General features: G+C 62.9%; 18 protein-coding genes. 7 read left to right on the top strand and 11 right to left on the bottom strand.

Annotation, left to right across the window (positions count from 1 at the left end; genetic code table 11):
* Positions 1 to 205 precede the first annotated feature (205 nt).
* From BLR71_RS00205 to BLR71_RS00195, 3 genes are all read right to left on the bottom strand, one after another.
* On the bottom strand, positions 206 to 634 hold the full coding sequence (locus BLR71_RS00205; RefSeq protein WP_092521897.1) for a universal stress protein: 429 nt from the start codon (positions 632 to 634) through the stop codon (positions 206 to 208).
* 14 nt (positions 635 to 648) lie between these two features.
* On the bottom strand, positions 649 to 3,243 hold the full coding sequence (locus BLR71_RS00200) for a TRAP transporter permease (protein WP_092522750.1): 2,595 nt from the start codon (positions 3,241 to 3,243) through the stop codon (positions 649 to 651).
* A gap of 142 nt (positions 3,244 to 3,385) precedes the next feature.
* Positions 3,386 to 4,360, bottom strand: a complete 975-nt coding sequence (locus BLR71_RS00195) for a TAXI family TRAP transporter solute-binding subunit (protein ID WP_092521895.1) — start codon at positions 4,358 to 4,360, stop codon at positions 3,386 to 3,388.
* Between the two features lie 625 nt (positions 4,361 to 4,985).
* Between BLR71_RS00195 and BLR71_RS00190 the strand changes: the two genes are divergently transcribed.
* Positions 4,986 to 5,888 (top strand): histone deacetylase family protein, encoded by a 903-nt coding sequence (locus BLR71_RS00190; RefSeq protein ID WP_092521893.1) that lies wholly within the window; start codon positions 4,986 to 4,988, stop codon positions 5,886 to 5,888.
* A 125-nt stretch (positions 5,889 to 6,013) separates the two neighbouring features.
* Here BLR71_RS00190 and BLR71_RS00185 read toward each other — a convergent pair whose 3' ends face one another.
* From BLR71_RS00185 to BLR71_RS00170, 4 genes are all read right to left on the bottom strand, one after another.
* Complete coding sequence (locus BLR71_RS00185; RefSeq protein ID WP_092521889.1) at positions 6,014 to 6,475, bottom strand: DUF4124 domain-containing protein; 462 nt, start codon at positions 6,473 to 6,475, stop codon at positions 6,014 to 6,016.
* A 116-nt stretch (positions 6,476 to 6,591) separates the two neighbouring features.
* The gene (locus tag BLR71_RS00180; RefSeq protein WP_092521888.1) at positions 6,592 to 7,887 is read right to left on the bottom strand and encodes a TRAP transporter large permease; all 1,296 of its coding nucleotides are present in this window, start codon (positions 7,885 to 7,887) and stop codon (positions 6,592 to 6,594) included.
* Entirely contained in the window at positions 7,877 to 8,356 is a 480-nt protein-coding gene (locus tag BLR71_RS00175) for a TRAP transporter small permease (protein WP_092521881.1), read from the bottom strand. Before BLR71_RS00175 ends, BLR71_RS00180 begins: the two co-directional genes overlap by 11 nt.
* Before the next feature lie 112 nt (positions 8,357 to 8,468).
* Positions 8,469 to 9,473 carry a DctP family TRAP transporter solute-binding subunit gene (locus BLR71_RS00170; protein WP_092521880.1) on the bottom strand — a complete coding sequence of 335 codons (1,005 nt, stop codon included), beginning with the start codon at positions 9,471 to 9,473 and terminating at the stop codon, positions 8,469 to 8,471.
* Positions 9,474 to 9,749: 276 nt separating this feature from the next.
* Between BLR71_RS00170 and BLR71_RS00165 the strand changes: the two genes are divergently transcribed.
* The gene (locus BLR71_RS00165; protein WP_092521879.1) at positions 9,750 to 10,610 is read left to right on the top strand and encodes a DMT family transporter; all 861 of its coding nucleotides are present in this window, start codon (positions 9,750 to 9,752) and stop codon (positions 10,608 to 10,610) included.
* 8 nt (positions 10,611 to 10,618) lie between these two features.
* On the opposite strand, the gene BLR71_RS00160 is transcribed toward BLR71_RS00165, so the two are convergent.
* Genes BLR71_RS00160 through modA form a run of 4 tightly spaced genes read right to left on the bottom strand, consistent with a single transcriptional unit; the run spans position 10,619 to position 13,832 of the window.
* The gene (locus BLR71_RS00160) at positions 10,619 to 11,176 is read right to left on the bottom strand and encodes a DUF192 domain-containing protein (RefSeq protein WP_092521878.1); all 558 of its coding nucleotides are present in this window, start codon (positions 11,174 to 11,176) and stop codon (positions 10,619 to 10,621) included.
* 19 nt (positions 11,177 to 11,195) lie between these two features.
* On the bottom strand, positions 11,196 to 12,350 hold the full coding sequence (locus BLR71_RS00155) for an ABC transporter ATP-binding protein (protein ID WP_092522749.1): 1,155 nt from the start codon (positions 12,348 to 12,350) through the stop codon (positions 11,196 to 11,198).
* Positions 12,343 to 13,008, bottom strand: a complete 666-nt coding sequence (gene modB / locus BLR71_RS00150; RefSeq protein WP_092521877.1) for a molybdate ABC transporter permease subunit — start codon at positions 13,006 to 13,008, stop codon at positions 12,343 to 12,345. Before modB ends, BLR71_RS00155 begins: the two co-directional genes overlap by 8 nt.
* On the bottom strand, positions 13,008 to 13,832 hold the full coding sequence (modA, locus tag BLR71_RS00145; RefSeq protein ID WP_092521876.1) for a molybdate ABC transporter substrate-binding protein: 825 nt from the start codon (positions 13,830 to 13,832) through the stop codon (positions 13,008 to 13,010). Before modA ends, modB begins: the two co-directional genes overlap by 1 nt.
* Before the next feature lie 196 nt (positions 13,833 to 14,028).
* Between modA and BLR71_RS00140 the strand changes: the two genes are divergently transcribed.
* From BLR71_RS00140 to BLR71_RS00120, 5 genes are all read left to right on the top strand, one after another.
* A complete protein-coding gene (locus BLR71_RS00140; protein ID WP_245696293.1) occupies positions 14,029 to 15,780 on the top strand; it encodes a bifunctional diguanylate cyclase/phosphodiesterase in 1,752 nt (583 codons plus the stop codon).
* Positions 15,781 to 15,970: 190 nt separating this feature from the next.
* Positions 15,971 to 16,819, top strand: coding sequence for a formate/nitrite transporter family protein (locus tag BLR71_RS00135; RefSeq protein WP_092521875.1), 849 nt, complete (start codon positions 15,971 to 15,973; stop codon positions 16,817 to 16,819).
* A gap of 239 nt (positions 16,820 to 17,058) precedes the next feature.
* A complete protein-coding gene (locus tag BLR71_RS00130; RefSeq protein ID WP_092521867.1) occupies positions 17,059 to 18,648 on the top strand; it encodes an ABC-F family ATPase in 1,590 nt (529 codons plus the stop codon).
* 140 nt (positions 18,649 to 18,788) lie between these two features.
* Positions 18,789 to 19,412, top strand: a complete 624-nt coding sequence (locus BLR71_RS00125) for an ABC transporter ATP-binding protein (RefSeq protein ID WP_092521865.1) — start codon at positions 18,789 to 18,791, stop codon at positions 19,410 to 19,412.
* Positions 19,409 to 20,212: an ABC transporter permease gene (locus BLR71_RS00120; protein WP_092521863.1), complete on the top strand. Its 804-nt coding sequence runs from the start codon at positions 19,409 to 19,411 to the stop codon at positions 20,210 to 20,212. Before BLR71_RS00125 ends, BLR71_RS00120 begins: the two co-directional genes overlap by 4 nt.
* The last annotated feature ends 30 nt before the right edge of the window (positions 20,213 to 20,242 follow it).

The raw sequence follows: 20,242 nt of genomic DNA, 5'->3' as shown, positions 1-20,242 counted from the left end.
GATCTCCTGAGGTTTTTTCAATAGTGCTTATGTCACTGTAGACGAGGGGATGAAGAGTTGCCCTGGGTGACGCCTATCTCGACAGACGACAGGTACAGAGGCATAGGGACATGGAGGCCTCGCCGCCCCAGGCCCCATAAACGCCAACCCCCGAATGGCAGAGCCGTTCGGGGGTTGGCGACAGCCAGGCAATGTCGTGGGTGACTTAGCGTACGATCATCACCGACATCTTGCTGTGATGCACCACGTGCTCGGCATTGGGGCCAAGCACGTAATCGGCGAACTTACGCTTGTTGTGCGAGGCCATGACCACTAGGTCGATATCGAGTTTCTTGGCGGTATCGATGATGGCTTCCCAGGGTGAGCCCTCGGCGATAGCACATTGCACGGTGATATCACTGGGTATGTGCTGCTGCACGAAGGCGTGCTGGGCCTCGGTGAGTGCCTTGTGGGCCTTCTCGCTGAAGTCGGCCGGGAAATACGACCCCACCAACGGCATGCGATAGTCAGGCAACACGGACACCAGGTGCAGCGAGGCGCCGAAGGTATGGCACAAAGCCAAGGCGGTGGGCAGCGCCCTTTCCCAGGACGCCTGCTCGTTGAGGTCCACCGGCAACAGGATTTTCTGATACATGGTCTAACCCTCCATTAGACAGACACCGGTTTGGCCGAGCCATCGCGGCGACGCCGCTGCATCAGCACGATCAAGGCAAAGACCGCGAGAGCCGGAATCCACATCCACTCCTTGGCCCAGCGGTCCACAGGCGCCATCACCTCGATGATTTTCTGATCGAAGTCGAAGCCAAGTTTCTCAGCCTGACTGCCAAAGGCGACCATATCGACGACCAAGTCTCCGTCCTTGACCAATAGCTCCAGGCCGAAGTTCTCCAAGCGCTCTTCGCCCGTATCGCCTTCCGGCACCGGCAGGGTCATGTAGGTGGTCAGCGGATCGCCATAGGCATCCTCACCCGCCACCTGGACACGCAGCGTGCTGTCATCGTCCATTTCCCCAAGGGCCTGGACGAACTGGCTCGCCGGTATCGACCTGTAGGGATCATGGATCATGTCCATCCAGAAGCCAGGACGGAAGAGCGTGAAGGCCACCAGCAGCAGCAGAATGCTCTCGTACCAGCGATTGCGCGTCAGCATGAACCCTTGCGTCGCCGCGGCAAAGATCAGCATGGCAATGGTCGCCACCACGAAGACCACAATGCCTTGCAGGAAGGACACATCGATCAACAGCAGGTCAGTGTTGAAGATGAACAGGAACGGCAGCGCGGCAGTCCGCAGGCTGTAGTAAAAGGCCTGGAAACCGGTACGCAGCGGATCTCCCCCCGATACGGCGGCGGCAGCGAAGGAGGCCAGCCCCACCGGCGGCGTGACGTCGGCCATGATGCCGAAATAGAACACGAACAAGTGCACGGCAATCAGTGGCACCAATAGGCCGTTCTGCTCCCCCAAGGTCACGATGACCGGCGCCAGCAGCGCCGACACCACGATGTAGTTGGCGGTCGTCGGCAGGCCCATGCCAAGGATCAGGCTCAGCACTGCCGTGAGCATCAGAATGAGCATCAGATTGCCCATCGACAGGACCTCGACCACGTCGGCGAGCACCAGGCCGACACCGGTCTGCGATACCGCTCCGACGATAATGCCGGCGGTGGCCGTGGCGATACCAATGCCGATCATGTTGCGAGCACCGGTTACTAAGCCATCCCACAGATCGAGAAAGCCAGCCTTGATGTCTTCAGCGAAGTCGCTCTGGCCGCGAAATATCGCCATGAGCGGGCGCTGGGTGACGATGATGAAAGTCATGAAGACCGTGGCCCAGAAGGCCGAGAGTCCTGGCGACAGCCGCTCGACCATCAGGCACCAGACCAGCACCACGACCGGTAGAATGAACTGCAGGCCCACCATGACGGTAGGACGCGTCTGAGGCAGCCTCACCACCGGTGCATTGGGATCATCGGTCTCGAGCTCGGGGTAGTTGGACCCGACCTTAAGCAGGGCGATGTAAATCACCGTCAGCGCCACCGCCACCACCCAGGGAGTCGCTTCGCCAAGTACCGGCTTGAGCCAGCCGAGGCCGTAATAGACCACCAAGGCCGTGATCATCATCAACAAGAGGCCGGCCAGGAAGCCGATGACCTTGCGCACCATCGGCTTTGGCGGGTTGCTGCTCTCGAGCCCCTTCATGTTGGCCTTGAGAGCCTCGAGGTGGACGATATAAACCAGCGCAATATAGGAGATCAGCGCCGGCAGGAAGGCATGTTTGATGACCTCCACATAGGAGATGCCCACGTACTCGACCATCAAGAAGGCCGCAGCGCCCATTACAGGCGGCATGATCTGACCGTTCACCGACGAAGCGACCTCGACGGCCCCCGCTTTTTCGGAGGAGAAGCCGACCCGTTTCATCATCGGAATGGTGAAGGTGCCGGTGGTCACCACGTTGGCGATAGAAGAGCCGGAAATCAGGCCGGTCATGCCTGAGGCGACCACCGCCGCCTTGGCCGGACCACCCTTGTAGTGGCCAAGCAGCGAGAAAGCCACCTTGATAAAATAGTTACCCGCCCCCGCCTTATCGAGCAGGGCACCAAACAATACGAACAGGAAGACGAAGCTGGTCGACACCCCCAATGCAATGCCGAACACCCCCTGGGTGGTCAGCCACTGGTGGTTGATCAATCCAGAAACGCTGACGCCTCGGTGAGACAGAATGCCCGGCATATAAGGGCCTGCCAGCGAGTAGCCGATAAAGACCAGGGCCACTATCATCAGCGGCGGGCCTAGCGCCCGGCGCGTTGCTTCGAGCAACAGCAAAATACCAATGACGCCGACGATCACGTCCTGCATGATCGGCGCCCCCGGACGCTGGGCTAACTGCTCGTAGAAAATGAACATGTAGGCACCGGCGAGTGCCGCCAGCAGGCCAAGTACCCAGTCCTGAATGGGGATACGATCCCGCGGAGAGTTCTTGGTGGCCGGGTAGGCCATGTAAGCCAGAAACAGGGCAAATGCCAGGTGAATCGAGCGCGACTCGGTGGCATTGAATACCCCGAACTCGAGCACGAAAGGTAGCGGTGAAGCGATCCACAGCTGGAACAACGACCAGACCGCTGCCGTAACCACCAGCACCTTGCCAGGCAGCCCGGGCGGCTTTCGCGACCCGGAGTCCGAGGACGCCACCATGTCCTCGAGATCGACGCTCGAGGCTGAGGTCCTTGTTTTGTCTTCGCTCATGAAATCATCCTGCTTGCCATCCATCGCCGGAAAAGCCTGAGCTCCCGGTCCATACCCCGGGGCTAGAAACCATGATGCGCGACCTTCCTGCTGGAACGGCCGCGCATCGAGTCAGGAGCATTGAACTCCGTCTAGACCAGGATCACTCGATCCAGCCACGCTCGCGATAGTAACGCGCCGCCCCCGGATGCAGCGGAGCCGACAGCCCCTGGGTGACCATGTCTTCTTCATTCAGGTTAGCGAATGCAGGGTGCAGGCGCTTGAAGCGATCGAAGTTATCGAACACTGCCTTGACGGTCTCATAGATGATGTCCTCATCCACGGATTCCTTGGTCACGAAGGTCGCCGCCACACCGAAGGTCGTCACGTCCTCATCGTTGCCCTTGTAGAGGCCCCCCGGGATCACGACCTTGGAGTAATACGGATATTCTTCGACCAGACCGTCAATCGCCTCGTCATCCAGCGGAATCAGCTTGGCATCCACGGTAGTGGTGGCTTCCTGAATGGAACCGTTAGGGTGACCCACCACATAGACCATGGCGTCGATATTGTTATCGGCCAGAGCGGCAGCCTGCTCGGCGGCATCAAGCTGAGACGCCAACGCGAAGGTGTCCTCGGTCCAGCCCTTGGCTTCCATGACCTGTTCCATGGTGTTGCGCTGACCGGAGCCCGGGTTACCGATATTGACGCGCTTGCCTTCCAGGTCATCGAGGGTTTCGATGCCGGAGTCGGCGCGGGCCAGCAGCGTCAGCGGCTCGCCATGCACGCGGAAGACAGCACGCAGTTCGGGATAGGCATCACCCGCAAAGGTGCCGGTACCGTTATAGGCTTGGTACTGCACGTCGGACTGAGCCACGCCCATGTCCAGTTCACCGGACTTGATGCCGTTGATGTTGGCCACGGAACCGCCGGTAGACGGCGCGTTGCACTTGATATCTGCGTCTTCGAGGCGGTTCACGAGACGGCAGATCGACTGACCGACGACATAATAGACGCCGGTCTGGCCACCGGTACCGATAGTGATGAAGCGCTCCTGCGCCACGACCGGCGAGGAGAACATGGCGGCACCCATTAGCATGCCGGAGACGGCTGCAGCAGTGATTGCATGGCGTTTCATTCAGACACCTCTTGGTATTGTTGATGTTGGATGGCGTGACCACCCTTGCGACATCATCGCCCGTCTTGCGTCGGCGCACCTAACCAGAATGACGATGGATTCGCTTCGATCATCGCATTCGATGTGTAAGGTATAGCTTGCCTGCGCAGGTATAGCGACGTTGTGCTTTCAGCGATCAGTTCCGCTGATCCTTACAGAATATGATTATGCACTACTTTAGATAAAAACGACCGTACGATTCAGCTATTTACGACCAACATCTTAGTTCTCTTTGCCGTTGAAACATCTCGGCATCGGTCAACACGCAGCATCGAGGCCCGATCTCCGGGGACTCGATAACCTTTCACTTGATCACAGACAAGACCGATAGCGAGGCCCAGCGCGAAAAGGCGTGAAGGGACGTGCAGGAAAGGAATACGTTGAGCGGTTGAGCGGAAGGCCGCATAGCAGCCACAGTCGCGATCAGACGCTGCCAGGGCAATAGTTACCAAGCAGCCCGCTGGGGATGAAGAACCATACCGCTGATGCACTGCTCGAGCCGGAAAAGGCCCCGGCTGGCTAGGACCCCGCACGGCGAGTAGAGTGTGGCCTTTCTCGCTTCTGGCCACTAAGCCTACCGCCTTACATGCCGCTACCGCTGATTCACCACCCCGGCTACACCATCGTCCTGCCCCCACGCCATCCCTTCCCGATGGCCAAGTTTCGCGTGCTACGCGACATCTTGGCCGCCGAAGAGACCGGCATGGGGGCCGAGTGGATCACCCCGCAACCGGCCAGCGAAGCAAGCCTGGCGCGCATTCATACGCCCGAATACCTGCGCGCCTTTCTCGGCGGTTCGATGAGTGAGGCGACCCAACGACGCAGCGGTTTTCGCTGGTCCGAGGCACTGGTCGAGCGCACCCTGCTCGAGGTCGGCGGCACGCTCACAACCGTGGAGGCGGCGCTTGATACCGGCCTTGCCTGCAACACCGCCGGCGGCACCCACCATGCTCACGCAGATGCCGCCAGCGGCTACTGCCTGATCAACGACCTGGCGGTGGCCGCGGCTCATGCGCTGACCCACGGCTGGGTGGACCGCATCCTGATCGTCGACCTGGACGTGCATCAGGGCGACGGCACCGCCCGCCTCTTTCGCCACGATCAGCGCGTTTTCACCTTCTCGATGCACGGCGCGGCAAACTTCCCGGCCCGCAAGCAGCATAGCGATCTGGATATCGCCTTGCCCCGGGGCACGGACGATGCCGCCTACCTTCACCAGCTCACGACCAGCCTGCCGCCATTGCTGGTTCAATTCGCCCCTGATCTCGTGCTCTATGACGCAGGCGTCGACGTGCATGCCGATGATCGCTTGGGCCACCTGGCATTGACGGATAACGGGCTCTTCGCCCGGGACCACTATGTGCTGTCGATCTGTCGCGAGGCCCATATTCCGGTGGCGGCGGTAATCGGCGGCGGCTACGACCGGGATCTCGAGGCGCTGGCACAGCGCCATGCCCGGTTGCATCGTGCCGCCAGCCAACTGGTCTGATCGTCCGCTCTAACCTAGCCGCTGCACGGTCAGGCTCACCAAAACCAACCAGCCGGCACTAAACCACCCTCGACAGGCTGATAAACAGGGTAGCGGCCTGAAGAGCCGGCTCAGAGCACTCGCGCCTAATTACGGCACTCGCGTCGATAGACCGCAGTCAACTCCCGCCGAGCGGCGCGCAGCCGGTTGCCACGGGGCTCTTCGTATCCCGCCCGCAACTGCTGCTGAATGGACTCGAGACGCTGCTCGAGCCTGTCGCAGCGTGGGTTAGCTCCACCGGCGTTGCGCTGCACGCTGCTGCCGGAACGCGACGATTGCGGCGATGACAAGGCGCGATAGGGAGAGTCGCCGGGCGGTCGCATACTATTGATATCCGACAGCTCATCGAGGTTGCGTTGCTCGCCGCCGCCACCCTCGGGAGAGTGGTCGGCGAAATGCCACTGGCCCGTCTCATCCTGCCAGGAATAGATCTGTGCCTGAGCGGCCATTGTCCAACCGGCAAGCACCAGGCACACCCCCAGGCGGCTCAGGAGCGAACATAGCGTCGTTTCACGGCGCAGATACGCCGCTGGTTTCACTTCTTTCATCAAAGCCACTTCCCTGTGGTTGTTGATAGATAACGGCTGTCTCTTGGAAAGCCCTGCTCTACTCCGTCGTTTATTCCCTGAATATGCCCTTCTCTAGGTCTCTGACTTTCATCTGGCTAGACGTTATAGCCCAGAACGCCAGGCAGCCATAGCGCAATCGACGGAAAGAGCGCCACCAGGGCAAGCGCCGTTGCCATGGCCGCCACGAACACCAGCGCCCAGCCCACGGTCTGCTCGAGACGAATCTTCGCCACTTCCGTGGTGACCATCAGGTTGACCGCGACCGGCGGGGTAAATTGGCCGATGGCGATATTCATGGCCAGCAGGATGCCAAACCACACCGGGTGCCAGCCAAAATGCTCCATCACCGGGATCAGGATCGGCATCATGATCAGGTAGATCGAGATTGCATCCAGCACCATCCCCGCCAACAGCACCGCCAGCATGATCAGCAACAGCAGCCAGGCGCCGTTGTCGGACAGGCCGATGATCCACTCGGCCAGATGCCGGAAGGTCCCCAGCATGGTACCGGCCCAGGCAAAGATCCCGGCAAGCGCAATGATCAGCATCACCACGCCAGTGATCACCGCCGCCTCGCCGAACAGCCGCCAGAGCTCTCGCCAGTTAAGTTCACGGGTCAGGAAGATGCCCACGATGACCCCGTAGGCCACCGCGGCCACGCCCGCTTCGGTGGGCGTGAACAACCCGGAGCGCAGCCCGCCGAGAATCAATACCGGGGCGAAGAGAGCGGGCAGCGCCTGACGAAAGCTCTCGCCCAGCGCCGGGCGCGAGACGCTCTCCGGCGACTCCCAGCCAAAGCGCCGAGACAGCCACCAGGCGGGCACCAGCAGGGCCACACCCGCCAGCATGCCCGGGAAAAGGCCGGCGGCAAAGAGCGCGCGCAGGTCGACCCCGGGCACCACGATCGAGTAAAGAATCAGCGCCACCGACGGCGGGATCAGAATCGCCGTGGAGGCGGACGCCGCGATCAAGGTGGCCGAGAAGGGCTTTGGATAGCCGGCTCGGGTCATGCTGGGCAGCATCACCATGGCCACGGCCGCGGCATCTGCGGGCCCGGAGCCGCTCATTCCGCCCATGATCATGCAGACCAGCACCGCAACCAGCGCAAGCCCGCCATGGCGAGGCCCGATCAGCGCCTGGGCAAAGCGCACCAGTCTAGCCGCCACCCCCGCCCGCTCGAAGATCAGCCCGGTAAGGATGAAGAGCGGAATGGCAATCAGCGGATACTTGGCGACGCTGTTATAAGTGTTGGTGCCCAGGGTCGCCAGCATGGTCGTCGGCAGGCCCATCACGATCCCCACCGCCCCGGAAAGCCCCAGCGAAAACGCCACCGGCACACCGGCAATCAACAGACCCGCAAAGGCCAGAATCATCCAAACATCAGGGCTCATCTGAAAGGCCTCCGCGCAGCCGATCCAGGCACTGCTGGCTCAGGCGCAGCAGCATCAAGGCCGCGAGCACTGGCAGCCAAGCGATGTACCACCACTGGGGCAGGCCAAGCCCCGGCGACAGCGACTGCCATTGGTGTTCCTCCCAGGCCAGCTTGCCGCCAAACCATACGATCAGGCTCAGCACCGTGGCACCGCATAGCCATTGAAAAACGATCAACACGCGCCGCAACGCTGGCGGCAAGGCACGCTCCAGCAGGCTGATACGGATATGCCCATTGCGACGCAGCGCCACCGAGGCGCCGGCGAAGGTCAGTACCACCAGCAGGAAGACCGAAAATTCTTCGGTAAAGGCGAAGGAAGCATCGGTGATATAGCGAACAACGACATTCGCCAGGCTGATCAGCGCGATGATCAACAGGGAAAGGGTCGCCAGCACCCGTTCGGGCCTGGCATCGGGTTGGCTCTTCATGGAGTCCTCAAACATCAAAAGCCGGCCCCTTGGGGCCGGTCAATCAGCAATGAACGTCTTCAAACAAGCTGTCGTCACACAGCTATCACCGCGTACTCGATAGGGCTTGGGCTCAGTTAGCCGCCATATCACTGCGAGCGGTCTTCACCAGGGACTCGCCGATCTTGTCGATCCAGGTGTCGTAAACGCTCTGGGTGGCTTGCACGAAAGCCATGTGCTGCGCTTCGGTCAACTCCACGATATCGACACCGCGTTCCGTGATGGCGGCACGACGCTCGCCTTCTTCTTCGCGGGTCATGGCGATCTCCCACTCGCCAGCGTCGACGGCGGCCTGACGCAGCAGGTCTTGATCCTCGGCCGACAGCGAGCCCCAGACACGCTGGTTGGCCGCGAACACCAGGGGGTCGTTCATGTAGTTCCACAACGTCAGGTTCGTCTGGCCAACCTGGTCGATGCGCGCCACATCGAAAACCGACAGGGGATTCTCCTGGCCGTCGACGGCACCGGTGGTCAGCGCCGGCTTGGCATCCGCCCAGCTCATCTGGGTCGGATTGGCGCCCAGGGCCTCGAAGGTATCCTGGAACAACGGCGACCCCACCACACGGATTTTCAAACCTTCCAGGTCGCTCGGTTCATCGATGGGGCCCTTGGAGTTGGACAGTTGGCGAAAGCCATTTTCGCCCCAGGCGAGCGGCACCACGCCACCTTCCTCAATGGCCGCGAAGACCTGCTTGCCGGCTTCGCCGCCGGTCACCGAATCGACGGCGGCATAATCGCGCATGAAGAACGGCAGCGAGAAGAGATTGAGCTCCGGCACCTGTGGCGACCAGTTGATGGTCGAGCCCACCGCCAGGTCGATCAGCCCCGAGCGCATGGCCGAAAACTCGCGCGTCTGATCGCCGGATACCAGCTGAGCGTTGGGATAGACCCGTAGGGTCAGCTCACCGCCAGAGCGCTCCTCGACAAGCTCAGCCCACTTCTCCGCCGCCTGCCCCCAGGGGAAGGCATCCGACAGCACGGTGGAGACCGAGAGTTCGCGAGCCTGGGCAGACAGCGTGGTGCACAGCAGGGCGCTGCCGGCCAGCAGCATCGTCAAACGGGAAAAACGTAACGTCATCTTTGCGTGTCCTTGTTGAGGCGCTATATCACCCGATGGTCAATCCAAGGGGCTAGGCCTTCGTTATTGGTATGGCCATGGGTATGGCAATCGATCAATCAGTAGATCCTGTAGCAGTGTAATGAGAACACAACCTAAATGATGCCAAACCAAGGTATGAGTGGAGCGATGGCGATATCCCCATCTGCTTGCGCCAGCGCATCGGCGGGATCATCGCACCGACAAACTGCTATGCTGCTAACTTTTTCGCCCATCGAACAACCTGAAGGACGAGCCGTGCCACTTCGCGACCTGCTACTGGGCCTCTTCGTCATCGCCATCTGGGCGCTGAACATCATCGTCATCAAGATCGGGGTAGCCGACCTGCCTCCGCTGCTGCTGACGACCCTGCGCTTTTCACTGGTGGCCCTACTGCTGGTGCCCTTTCATCCGGTTCCTCGCCACCAGCTACCCTTCCTGCTGCTGCTGTCGCTGACCTTTGGCAGCCTGCACTTTGCCCTGCTGTTCATCGGCCTCGGTCAGGCCGAGGCCGGCACCGGTGCTCTGATAGTGCAGATGGGCACCCCCTTCGCGACGGTGTTGGCGGTCATCTTCCTACGCGAACATCTGGACGCCAGGCGCCTGACCGGCCTGCTGCTGTCCTTCGGCGGCGTGGTCGTTCTGGCCGGCGGTCCTACTCTGCCCGCGCCACTGCCTCTGGCGCTACTGCTGCTCAGTGCGCTGGGCTGGGCGATATCGCAGCTCTTGATCAAGCGCGGCCCCAAGATTCCCCCGCTGGCGCTGGCCGGCTGGGTCGCGCTGTTTTCGGTGCCCCAGGTGGCGCTGGGCTCGTGGTGGTTCGAGACGGATCATCTCGCGGCGCTCCAGAATGCCGGTTGGGCAGGATGGGGCGCCGTGGTTTACACCGCGGTGATGTCATCGATCGTCGCCTACGGCATCTGGTACGGCCTGCTGCGCCGCCATCCGGTGAGCCGCGTCACCCCGCTGACGCTGTTGATGCCGGTGGGCGCGGTGCTGCTTGGCGCCTGGCTGCTCGGCGATAGCCTGAACATTTACAAGCTGGCCGGCGGCGGGCTGGTACTGGCCGGGCTGGCGCTGATCATCCTGCAGCCGGCTCGACAGCGGGCCACCACCTGAAGCTTAGCCTAGGGCTCGCACTGCCCCTGCCGAGCTAGAGAACCAGGCAGGCTCACGCAGTCACCCACATCAATGCCGCGCTTGGCGAAATATCCGGCATTGACCTCCAGTGCCGCGATATAGGCGACACCGGCGCGATAAGCGCGACAGTCCGCTGATACAGAAGAGCCGCAGGGCGTCATCTGGTGGATGGCAGCAATGCGCCCGTTGCGATCGATAAAGGCGATATCCAGCGGGATCAGGGTGCGATACATCCAGAAGCCGCTGTCCGGCGACTGAGGCCGCTGATACACGAACAGCATCCCGGCGTCCTCTCCCAGTTGTTCGCGCCCCATCAACCCATTCGCCCGCTGCTGCGGACTCTCGGCCAGCTCCACCTCCAGACGCGATGGCCCCTGATCGCCATGAATGGCCAGGGTCGTTGACGCCAGGTGAAGCTCCGCCGCACGGGCAGTGCTTGACGGCCAACCGGCCAGGGGAAGCCAGGCGATGGCGCCTGCCGCACCGCCGATGGCGGCCAGGCCGGAGAGAAAACGGCGGCGGGTCAGGCTTGGGGGAATCTTCATGGATGAACCTCTCGGGTGATTAGCCCTTGTCTGGCATTAGATGAATGGCGGCGGCCAGCAGTGACACCTGCACGACCTCCCCTCGCGCCAGCGCATTGCGACGGGCGGCATGTGTGGTGATCTCGAAGCGCAGCGTCTGTGCACCATGATCGAAGGCCAGCGTGATCTGGGCCACCCCGCCCAGTACCACCATTTCCTGAATCCGGCCTTCGACCGGGTTTTCGCGCTCGCCATTCGACGGCCTGCCACGCCGGTGCAGCACCACATCGGAGGGCGGCAGATACCAGTGCAGCGACTGACCGGGTGCGAATGCCGCAAGCCCTTGAGCGACTTCCAGCCGATAGGGGCCCCAGGCCAGCCGCCGTTCGCCATGCGCTTCGACCACCTCACCGCTGAAGACATTATGGCGATCCAGCAGCCGGGCAATCTGTGGCGTATCGGGGGTGCGAAACAGGGTCTCCGGCGTGCCGCTCTGCAAGGTCTTGCCGCCATGCAGCACGCACAGCCGGTCGGCCAGGGCACTGGCCTCTTCCAGATCGTGAGTGACCAGCAGCATGGGAATGGTCAGCGTTTCGCGCAATAGCGCCAGTTCACGCTGCAGGCGCCGACGGGTGACCTGATCCACCGCCGAGAAGGGCTCGTCGAGCAGCAACACCTGGGGCTTGCGCGCCAGCGCACGGGCCACCGCCACCCGCTGACGCTGGCCGCCCGAGAGCTGATCCGGCAAACGGTCCTCGAGGCCTTCGAGACGCACCCGCGACAGCCAGGCCTCCGCCATGGTGCGCCGCGTCGCGACGTCATCCCCTTCCACCGCCAGCAGGACGTTATCCCGAGCGCTGAGGTGAGGAAACAGGGCATAGTCCTGAAAGACGAAGCCGATGCGCCTAGCCTGGACGCTAAGCGAGTGCCCGCGCGCGGCATCGAACCAGCTCTGCCCGCCACAGCGGATATAGCCGCTGGCTACCTCGGTCAGGCCAGCAATCGCCCGGAGCAGCGTGGTCTTGCCGCTGCCGGAGGGGCCGACCAGGCCCAGAAGCTCACCGGGCCCACAGGCAAAGTCGGCCGCCAGCGGAATCGGCCCGGCCTGATGCAGCGAGACGCTCAGCCCTTCGCCATGACGCGCCTGCTCGTCTAGCGCTTGGCCGGGGGAATCGGCGTGCCCAGACTCAAACATGGCGGCGCCCTCCTCGTCGGGAGAGGCCATAGACCACACCAATGGTCAGAAACGAGATGCCCAGCAGCAGCGCCGACATGCGGCCGGCGCCGGCTTCGTCGAACGACTGCACCCGGTCGTAGATCGCAATCGCCAGGGTGCGAGTCTCGCCGTCGATAGCGCCGCCCACCATCAGAATGACTCCGAACTCGCCAAGGGTATGAGCGAACGTCAGCGCCAATGCCGACACCACCCCCGAGCGCACCAGCGGCAGCTCGATACGCCAGAAGGTCTGGCGCGGTGAAAGGCCACTACACCAGGCCGCCTCGCGCAGGGTTTCCGGCACCGCCTCGAAGGCGCGCTGAATCGGCTGGACGGCGAACGGCAGATTGACCACCAGCGAGGCGAGCAAAATGCCGGTGAAGGAAAAGTTCAGGCTGGTGCCGGTCAACGACGCCCAGAAGCCCCCCACAGGACCGTCTCCGGCAAAGGCCAGCATCAGATAGAAGCCCAGCACCGTGGGCGGCATCACCAGTGGTAGCGCCACCAGCGCTTCGAGCAGCGCCCGGCGCCGCCGCATCCGTGCCAGGCGCCGCCCAAGCCAAAGTCCCACCGGCAGCAGAATCAGACAGGTGCCGACCGCCAGTCGCAGCGAAACGAACAGGGCGCTCCAGTCCATCAGGGCGCGTCCAAAGCCGGCACGGCAAAACCATAGTCGCGGAAGACCTGCCGCGCAGGCGGGCTCTGCAGGTAGGCAAAGAAGGCCTCAGCCGTTGCCCCCGCGCCCGGCAGCAGCGCCATGCGTTGATGGAGCGGCGCGTGCCAGGCCTCGGGAATCAGCACATAGCGGCTTTGGTCTGCAAGCGACGGTGAGCATGCCAACGAATAGGCAACTAGGCCGCCGCGGGTATCGGCAGACAGCGCGAAACGCGCCGCCTGGGCGACGTTCTCGCCCTGAACCAGTAGGGACTGGCTTACTTCCCATAGACCTTCATGCGCCAGTGCCTGACGCGCCGCCACGCCATAGGGCGCATGCTCGGGGTTCGCCAGAGCAACGCGAGACCGGCTGCCGTCGGCCTGCCAGGCCCGCACCGCGGCTTTCACGGCGGCCAGCGGCGCATCAGCAGAAAGCGGGGCATTGGCGTCTCCACCTTTTAGGTCTTTGCGCTCTAGCCAGACCAGCCGCCCTCGGGCGTAGCGGACCCCTGCATCACGGGTCTTGCCGGCCTCATGTAGCGCCTGCACATAGCCTTCATTGGCCGAGAGGAACAGCTCGAAGGGCGCACCCTGGGCGATTTGGCGACGGAAGTTGCCGGACGAGCCCATGTTGAGGACGACCCGGCGGCCGGTGGCGTTGTAAAAATCGTCGGCGATCTCGGTCAAGGCGAACTGCAGGCTCGAGGCCACGGCAATGCGGGGCACGTCATTGGCCATGATGGCTGGCGCGACAGCCAGCCCTAGTACCAGCAGCCACCGGGCAAGCTGGCGCGACAACACTCGCATGGCGAAATCCTTGTCTGAAAATGACGGTCAAAAGATCGAAGGTGCAGGGGCCACATATCATCACAGCCTGCCTGGGCCGGCAACGCAGCGGGCGGCCTGCTGTCTCGGGCGACATGCCAGGATGTCACATCCTTGCAATGATGCTGATTCAATCTGAGTGGTATGGCGCTACCCCGACGAGGCTCATTTTCACACGATGGCATTCCCTGCGCAGACGCTGATGCAGCAAAGCGATACCCAGTGGTTGGATCACATCATCGAGGCCAAGGCCCTGACGGTGCTGTTTCAGCCCATTGTCGATGGCGAAAGTCAGCTGATCTTTGGCTATGAGGCGTTGGTCCGAGGCCCTTCGGACTCGCCGCTACAATCGCCCCTGAAGCTGTTTGGCTGTGCCCAGCACGCAGGCCGACTGGTCGAACTCGATCTACTGTGCCGCCGGCTGGCGATCCAGCGCTTCGCTGAACTGGGGCTACCGGCGCATCTCTTTCTCAACGTAATGCCGGCTACCATCCTCGAATGGGATTTCCGCCAAGGCGCCACCATCGAGTACCTGCAAGACGCAGGCCTCTCGCCAGACCGGGTGGTGATCGAGCTGACCGAGCACGCGCCGATCCATGATTACGACCTGATGCGTAACGCGGTGACCCACTATCGCGATATGGGCTTCAAGGTCGCGCTGGACGATCTTGGCGCGGGCTATTCCGGGCTACGCCACTGGGCCGAGCTGCGTCCCGACTTCGTCAAGATCGACCGCCACTTCATCGAAAGCATCGACAAGGACAGCCTAAAACAGCAGTTCCTGCGCTCGATCATCGACGTCTCACGCAATCTGGGCTGCCAACTGATCGCCGAGGGTATCGAGACCCAAGAGGAATATCACGCCCTCTGGGAAATGCAGCTGACCTACCTGCAGGGCTACCATTTCGCCCGCCCCAGCGAAGCGCCTCCGCACAAGATCGACAATCTCAGGTATACCCCGCAGCGCCAGCCCGTCACTAGCCACAGCGCCGCCTCGATCAGCCATCCCATCGCCGCTATCGATACCAAATGCAAGCTGCCCACGCTACTCGACCGGTTCAAGCATGATCTTGGACTGCGGTGCGTCGCCCTGATCAGCGAGGGGCGCCCGGTCGGCGTCATTCGCCGCAACGACTTCCTGACGCTGTTTGCCAACCCCTTCGCCCACTCTCTTTACGCCAAGAGCAGCCTCGACGCGCTCGCCGACAAGAAAATGATCGTGGCACGCAGTGACACCTCCCTCGAGCAGTTGAGTCAGTGGGTCACGGAAACTGATGACGGCCGCCACGAAGACTTCGTGATCGTGGATGAGGATGGGCTTTACCAGGGCATGGGCAATATCATCGACCTGCTCCGCGAGATCACCTCGCAGCGCGTCCGTCAGGCCCGCCATGCCAACCCCCTGACCGGCCTGCCGGGCAATGCCCTGATCAACGATGCCCTGGCCTCTCAGCTTGCCGAGGGGCGCGACTTCGTCGCCGCCTACTGCGACCTGGACCAGTTCAAGGCCTACAACGACACCTACGGCTATGCGCATGGCGACGAGGTCATCATCGCCGTGGCGAACTTGCTGCAAAGCACGCTGCTGGAGCATGGGCATTTCGTCGGCCACATCGGCGGCGACGATTTCATGCTGCTGTTAAGCGGCGATGACTGGCAGGCCCACTGCCAGCAGATACTAGACCGCTTTGAGACCATGGCGCCCAGTTTTTACCGGCCCGACGACCAAGCGGCAGGCGGTATCTGCAGCGAAGACCGCCAGGGCAACCCTCAGTTTTTTCGCTTTATCAGCCTGACGCTGGCCGCGCTACCAGTGAAGTTCGGTCAGTTCAGCAGCGCTTCGGCCATCGCCGACCGCCTCTCCGAGCTCAAGAGCCATGCCAAGCGCACCCCGGGCAATAACCTGCTGATAGAGCGCCGGCAACGCTGACGGCCTATCCCCTGGGCTGCCGAGGCGCCTTGCGGCCACGACTCATGCTGCTGAGCCGGACCGCTAAGTCAAACCGCTGGGCAAGGCGACCAGCGGGATGCGCCTCCCGCGCAGGGCCTGCCTAGTATCAACGGCGACCCCGGGAGCAAGGGCTATACTGCCATCACGCCCCGCTTCGCCGCAGATCGCCATGGCCCCCTCTCCCCTCTTCAGCGATGCCTACCAACCCCGCGAAATTGCCAAGCGGGTGACCAGCATGGGCGTAACCAAGGCCAACGCCGATGCGCTAACGCTCTTGGTTCTCGGCGTGCTGGCCGGTGCCTTCATCGCTCTTGGGGGCCTGTTCTACACCGTGGTGGTCACGGATAGCAGCCTAGGATTCGGCGTGACCCGGCTGCTCGGCGGGATGGCCTTCAGCCTCGGCCTGGTGCTGGTGGTCGTGGGTGGCGCCGAGCTTTTCACCGGCAACAACCTCCTGGCCATGGCATGGGCCAGCGGCCAGATCAGCACCCGCGCGATGCTACGCAACTGGGGGCTCGTGTATGTCGGCAACGTGGTCGGCGCGCTGGGCACCGCGCTGTTAGTCGTGTGGGCCGATAGCGGGTCGCTGGGAGGCGGTGCGGTGGGCGAGACCGCGCGAAGCATCGCCGTCGCCAAAGCCGAGCTCGGTCTGCTTTCCGCCTTCGCTCGGGGCGTTTTGTGCAATGTCCTGGTGTGTCTCGCGGTGTGGCTGGCCATGGGCGGACATAGCGTCACCGACAAGATCCTGGCCATCGCCCTGCCGGTTGCGGCCTTTGTGGCGCTGGGATTCGAGCACTCCATCGCCAACTGGTTCTTCCTGCCGCTGGGCATGGCGCTGGATGCTCAGGGATCGATTACGCTGACCGGCGCGGCCGCCAACCTGCTGGTGGTGAGTCTTGGCAACATCGTCGGCGGCAGCCTGCTCGTCGCGGGCGTCTACTGGCTCGCCTACCTGCGCCCTTCGCCGCGCGCGAGGGGCAACGACAAGCCCCCCACTTCATCTCCCCCGCGCAACTAATGCCTAGCTCACCTAATAACCGGCTCGGTTGATAAGTGATTCCCACATTTCCAGGATTCCTGCTAAGCCGTCGCATGTGCTTCACTAACCCCGGAGCAGCTGACAGCGTCCCCGTATCGTATACCGCTCGAACATCGAATCGATTGTGAAGAGGCGGGCACGAACCGGTATAATGCGCGCCCGAATCATGCTTACTCCCACGCTCGGCGCGCGCTGAGCCCTTTCGATTGGACCCCCATTTGATCTCCACCGCCAACATCACCATGCAGTTCGGGGCCAAGCCCCTGTTCGAAGACGTCTCGATCAAGTTCAACAACGGCAACCGCTACGGCCTGATCGGCGCCAACGGCTGCGGCAAGTCGACCTTCATGAAGATTCTCGGCGGCGATCTCGAGCCTTCCGGCGGTCAGGTGATGCTGGAATCAGGCACCCGCCTGGGCAAGCTGCGTCAGGACCAGTTCGCCTATGAAGAACACCGGGTGATCGACACCGTGATCATGGGCAACACCGAGCTGTGGGAGGTCGCCGACGAACGCGAGCGCATCTACTCGAATCCGGAAATGAGCGAAGAGGACGGCATGCGCGTTGCCGATCTCGAGACCCGCTTCGCCGAGCTCGACGGCTACACCGCCGAGGCCCGTGCCGGCGAGCTGCTGCTCGGGCTCGGCATTCCCGACGCCCAGCACTTCGGTCCAATGAGCGAGGTGTCGCCGGGCTGGAAACTGCGCGTACTGCTCGCCCAGGCGCTCTTCGCCGACCCGGACGTGCTGCTGCTCGACGAGCCCACCAACCACCTGGATATCAACACCATCCGCTGGCTCGAAGGCGTGCTCACGGCCCGCAGCAGCACCATGGTGATCATTTCCCACGACCGCCACTTCCTCAACAGCGTCTGCACCCACATGGCGGACCTGGACTATGGCGAGATCCAGCTGTTCCCGGGCAACTACGACGACTACATGACCGCGGCGACGCAAGCCCGCGAGCGTCTGCACGCCGACAACGCCAAGAAGAAGGCCGAGATCGCCGACCTGCAGGCCTTCGTCAGCCGCTTCTCGGCCAACGCCTCCAAAGCCAAGCAGGCCACCTCGCGCCAGCGCAAGATCGACAAGATCCAGCTCGAGGAGGTCAAGCCGTCCAGCCGCGTCAGCCCCTTCATTCGCTTCGAGCAGAACAAGAAGATCCACCGCGGCGCGGTGCAGGTCGAGTCGCTGGCCAAGGGCTTCGATGAAGGCCCGCTGTTCGAGAAACTGGGCATGCAGATCGAATCCGGCGAGCGTGTGGCGATCATCGGCCCCAACGGCGTCGGCAAGACCACCCTGCTGCGCTGCCTGAGCGGCCACCTGGCGCCGGACGCCGGCGAGGTGAAATGGACCGATGCCGCCGAGATCGGCTACTTCGCCCAGGATCATGCCGACGACTTTGCCAACCCGGCGACGCTCTATGAATGGATGGCGCAGTGGACCGACGGCGGCGAGCAGATGATCCGTGGCGCGCTGGGCCGCATGCTGTTCTCCAACGACGATATCGGCAAGTCGGTGAAGGTCATCTCCGGTGGCGAGCAGGGCCGCATGCTGTTTGGCAAGCTGGCGCTGCAAAAGCCCAATGTGCTGCTGATGGACGAGCCCACCAACCACCTGGACATGGAATCCATCGAGGCCCTCAACCTGGCCCTGGATCACTATCCGGGCACCCTGGTATTCGTCAGCCACGACCGCGAATTCGTATCGTCGCTAGCCACGCGCATTCTCGATATGAGCGGCGATAAGATCGTCGACTTCAGCGGCAGCTATGACGACTACCTGAAGAGCCAGGGCGTCTACGGCTAACCGGCTAGCTGTCACGCGACCGCAACGCCATAGCGGCTATGCTTGAGGTATTGGACTACAGGAGCGGCGCTTGATCGACGCGAAGGATGCCGTCGAGCAAGCGCCGCGTCTTTGCCCCACCGTCAGCGAGTAACCGCCGGATGCCAGCCCTACCCGCCCCAAAGGCAGCGACGTCTCTGAGCCTTGCGGCCGTCGCCGTTGGCGATCTTGAAGATATTTCCCTGACCCTCGCCCCGGGCGAGATCACCTGCCTGTCCGGCCCCAGCGGCAGTGGCAAGAGTCGCCTGCTGCGTGCCATCGCCGACCTCGAACCCCACGAAGGCGATATTCGACTCGGCGACCAATCCCAAGAATCGCTGACCGGCCACGACTGGCGCCGAGCGGTCATGCTGGTGCCGGCGGAAAGCCAGTGGTGGGCCGAGGATGTCGGGGCGCATTTCGATCTCGACTGCCAGGCGGGTCTCGAGGCGCTGGGCCTTTCCTCGGACACACTCGGCTGGCAGGTGGCGCGGCTCTCTTCCGGCGAGAAGCAGCGGCTCGCCCTGCTACGCGCCCTCTCCTGCCGGCCCCGTGTCCTGCTGCTGGATGAGCCCACCGCCAACCTGGATCACGCCACCACCCTTCGCTGCGAAGCCTGGCTAGGCGCACAGGCCCGCCAGTACGGCATGCCGGTGCTGTGGGTCGCCCATGACCCGGAGCAGATCAAAAGGGTCGCCCAGCATCATGTGCGGATCGCAGGCCGCCGCCTGGAGACAAGCATATGAACGTGATCGCCCTGGAAGGGTGGCAACTGGGGCTCGCGGCGCTGATGGTGGTGGCACTTGCGGCCTGTACCACCATGGCGCGCCTGGGCATCGGCCGGCCATTGCTGATCGCCGCGATACGCACGGCGGTGCAACTGACGCTGGTCGGACTGGTGCTGGAGGCGCTATTCGCCTCGGCTCGCTTTCAGTGGGTGGCGCTGATGGCCGTGGCCATGCTGCTGATCGCCGGTCGCGAGGTAATGACCCGCCAACGCCGACGGCTGCGCGGCGGCTGGAGCTTCGGCATCGGCACCATGACGATGTTCCTGTCCTCCTTCAGCGTGACGATCCTGACCCTGACCGTGATCGTCGGGCCGCAGCCATGGTACACGCCCCAGTACGCCATTCCCCTTCTCGGGATGCTGCTGGGCAATACCATGACCGGCGTATCACTGGCGATGGATAGGCTCACCACCAACGTCTGGCAGCAGCGTAGCGTGATCGAGAATCGGCTGATGCTGGGCCAGCCCTGGCAGGAGGCCATCGGTGACGTGCGCCGTGAGGCCATGCGCAGCGGCATGATCCCCACGATCAACTCCATGGCCGCCGCCGGCGTCGTCAGCCTGCCGGGTATGATGACCGGCCAGATACTCGCCGGCAGCGCCCCGGCCCTGGCGGTGAAATATCAGATCCTGGTCATGTTCATCATCACCGCCGGCACCGGCTTCGGCACCCTGGCCGCCGTTGCCGCCACCAGCCGGCGGCTGTTCGACCAGCGCGAGCGTCTGCGGCTGGATCGACTCAGCACGCCCAAGGGCTAGGCTAGCTGAATGACCGGCTCGGCACGGCTT

The organism is Onishia taeanensis (genome assembly GCF_900100755.1).
GTDB classification, from domain to species: domain Bacteria; phylum Pseudomonadota; class Gammaproteobacteria; order Pseudomonadales; family Halomonadaceae; genus Onishia; species Onishia taeanensis.
This window is presented reverse-complemented; position numbering and strand designations above follow the sequence as displayed.

Coding starts and splice junctions, on each gene's coding strand:
- BLR71_RS00205 (WP_092521897.1), bottom strand. CDS start 634: ATGTATCAGAAAATCCTGTTGCCGGTGGACCTCAACGAGCAGGCGTCC.
- BLR71_RS00135 (WP_092521875.1), top strand. CDS start 15,971: ATGGCCCCCTCTCCCCTCTTCAGCGATGCCTACCAACCCCGCGAAATT.
- modA (WP_092521876.1), bottom strand. CDS start 13,832: ATGCGAGTGTTGTCGCGCCAGCTTGCCCGGTGGCTGCTGGTACTAGGG.
- BLR71_RS00120 (WP_092521863.1), top strand. CDS start 19,409: ATGAACGTGATCGCCCTGGAAGGGTGGCAACTGGGGCTCGCGGCGCTG.
- BLR71_RS00125 (WP_092521865.1), top strand. CDS start 18,789: ATGCCAGCCCTACCCGCCCCAAAGGCAGCGACGTCTCTGAGCCTTGCG.
- BLR71_RS00195 (WP_092521895.1), bottom strand. CDS start 4,360: ATGAAACGCCATGCAATCACTGCTGCAGCCGTCTCCGGCATGCTAATG.
- BLR71_RS00180 (WP_092521888.1), bottom strand. CDS start 7,887: ATGAGCCCTGATGTTTGGATGATTCTGGCCTTTGCGGGTCTGTTGATT.
- BLR71_RS00140 (WP_245696293.1), top strand. CDS start 14,029: ATGGCATTCCCTGCGCAGACGCTGATGCAGCAAAGCGATACCCAGTGG.
- BLR71_RS00190 (WP_092521893.1), top strand. CDS start 4,986: ATGCCGCTACCGCTGATTCACCACCCCGGCTACACCATCGTCCTGCCC.
- BLR71_RS00160 (WP_092521878.1), bottom strand. CDS start 11,176: ATGAAGATTCCCCCAAGCCTGACCCGCCGCCGTTTTCTCTCCGGCCTG.
- BLR71_RS00155 (WP_092522749.1), bottom strand. CDS start 12,350: ATGTTTGAGTCTGGGCACGCCGATTCCCCCGGCCAAGCGCTAGACGAG.
- BLR71_RS00185 (WP_092521889.1), bottom strand. CDS start 6,475: ATGAAAGAAGTGAAACCAGCGGCGTATCTGCGCCGTGAAACGACGCTA.
- modB (WP_092521877.1), bottom strand. CDS start 13,008: ATGGACTGGAGCGCCCTGTTCGTTTCGCTGCGACTGGCGGTCGGCACC.
- BLR71_RS00200 (WP_092522750.1), bottom strand. CDS start 3,243: ATGAGCGAAGACAAAACAAGGACCTCAGCCTCGAGCGTCGATCTCGAG.
- BLR71_RS00170 (WP_092521880.1), bottom strand. CDS start 9,473: ATGACGTTACGTTTTTCCCGTTTGACGATGCTGCTGGCCGGCAGCGCC.
- BLR71_RS00175 (WP_092521881.1), bottom strand. CDS start 8,356: ATGAAGAGCCAACCCGATGCCAGGCCCGAACGGGTGCTGGCGACCCTT.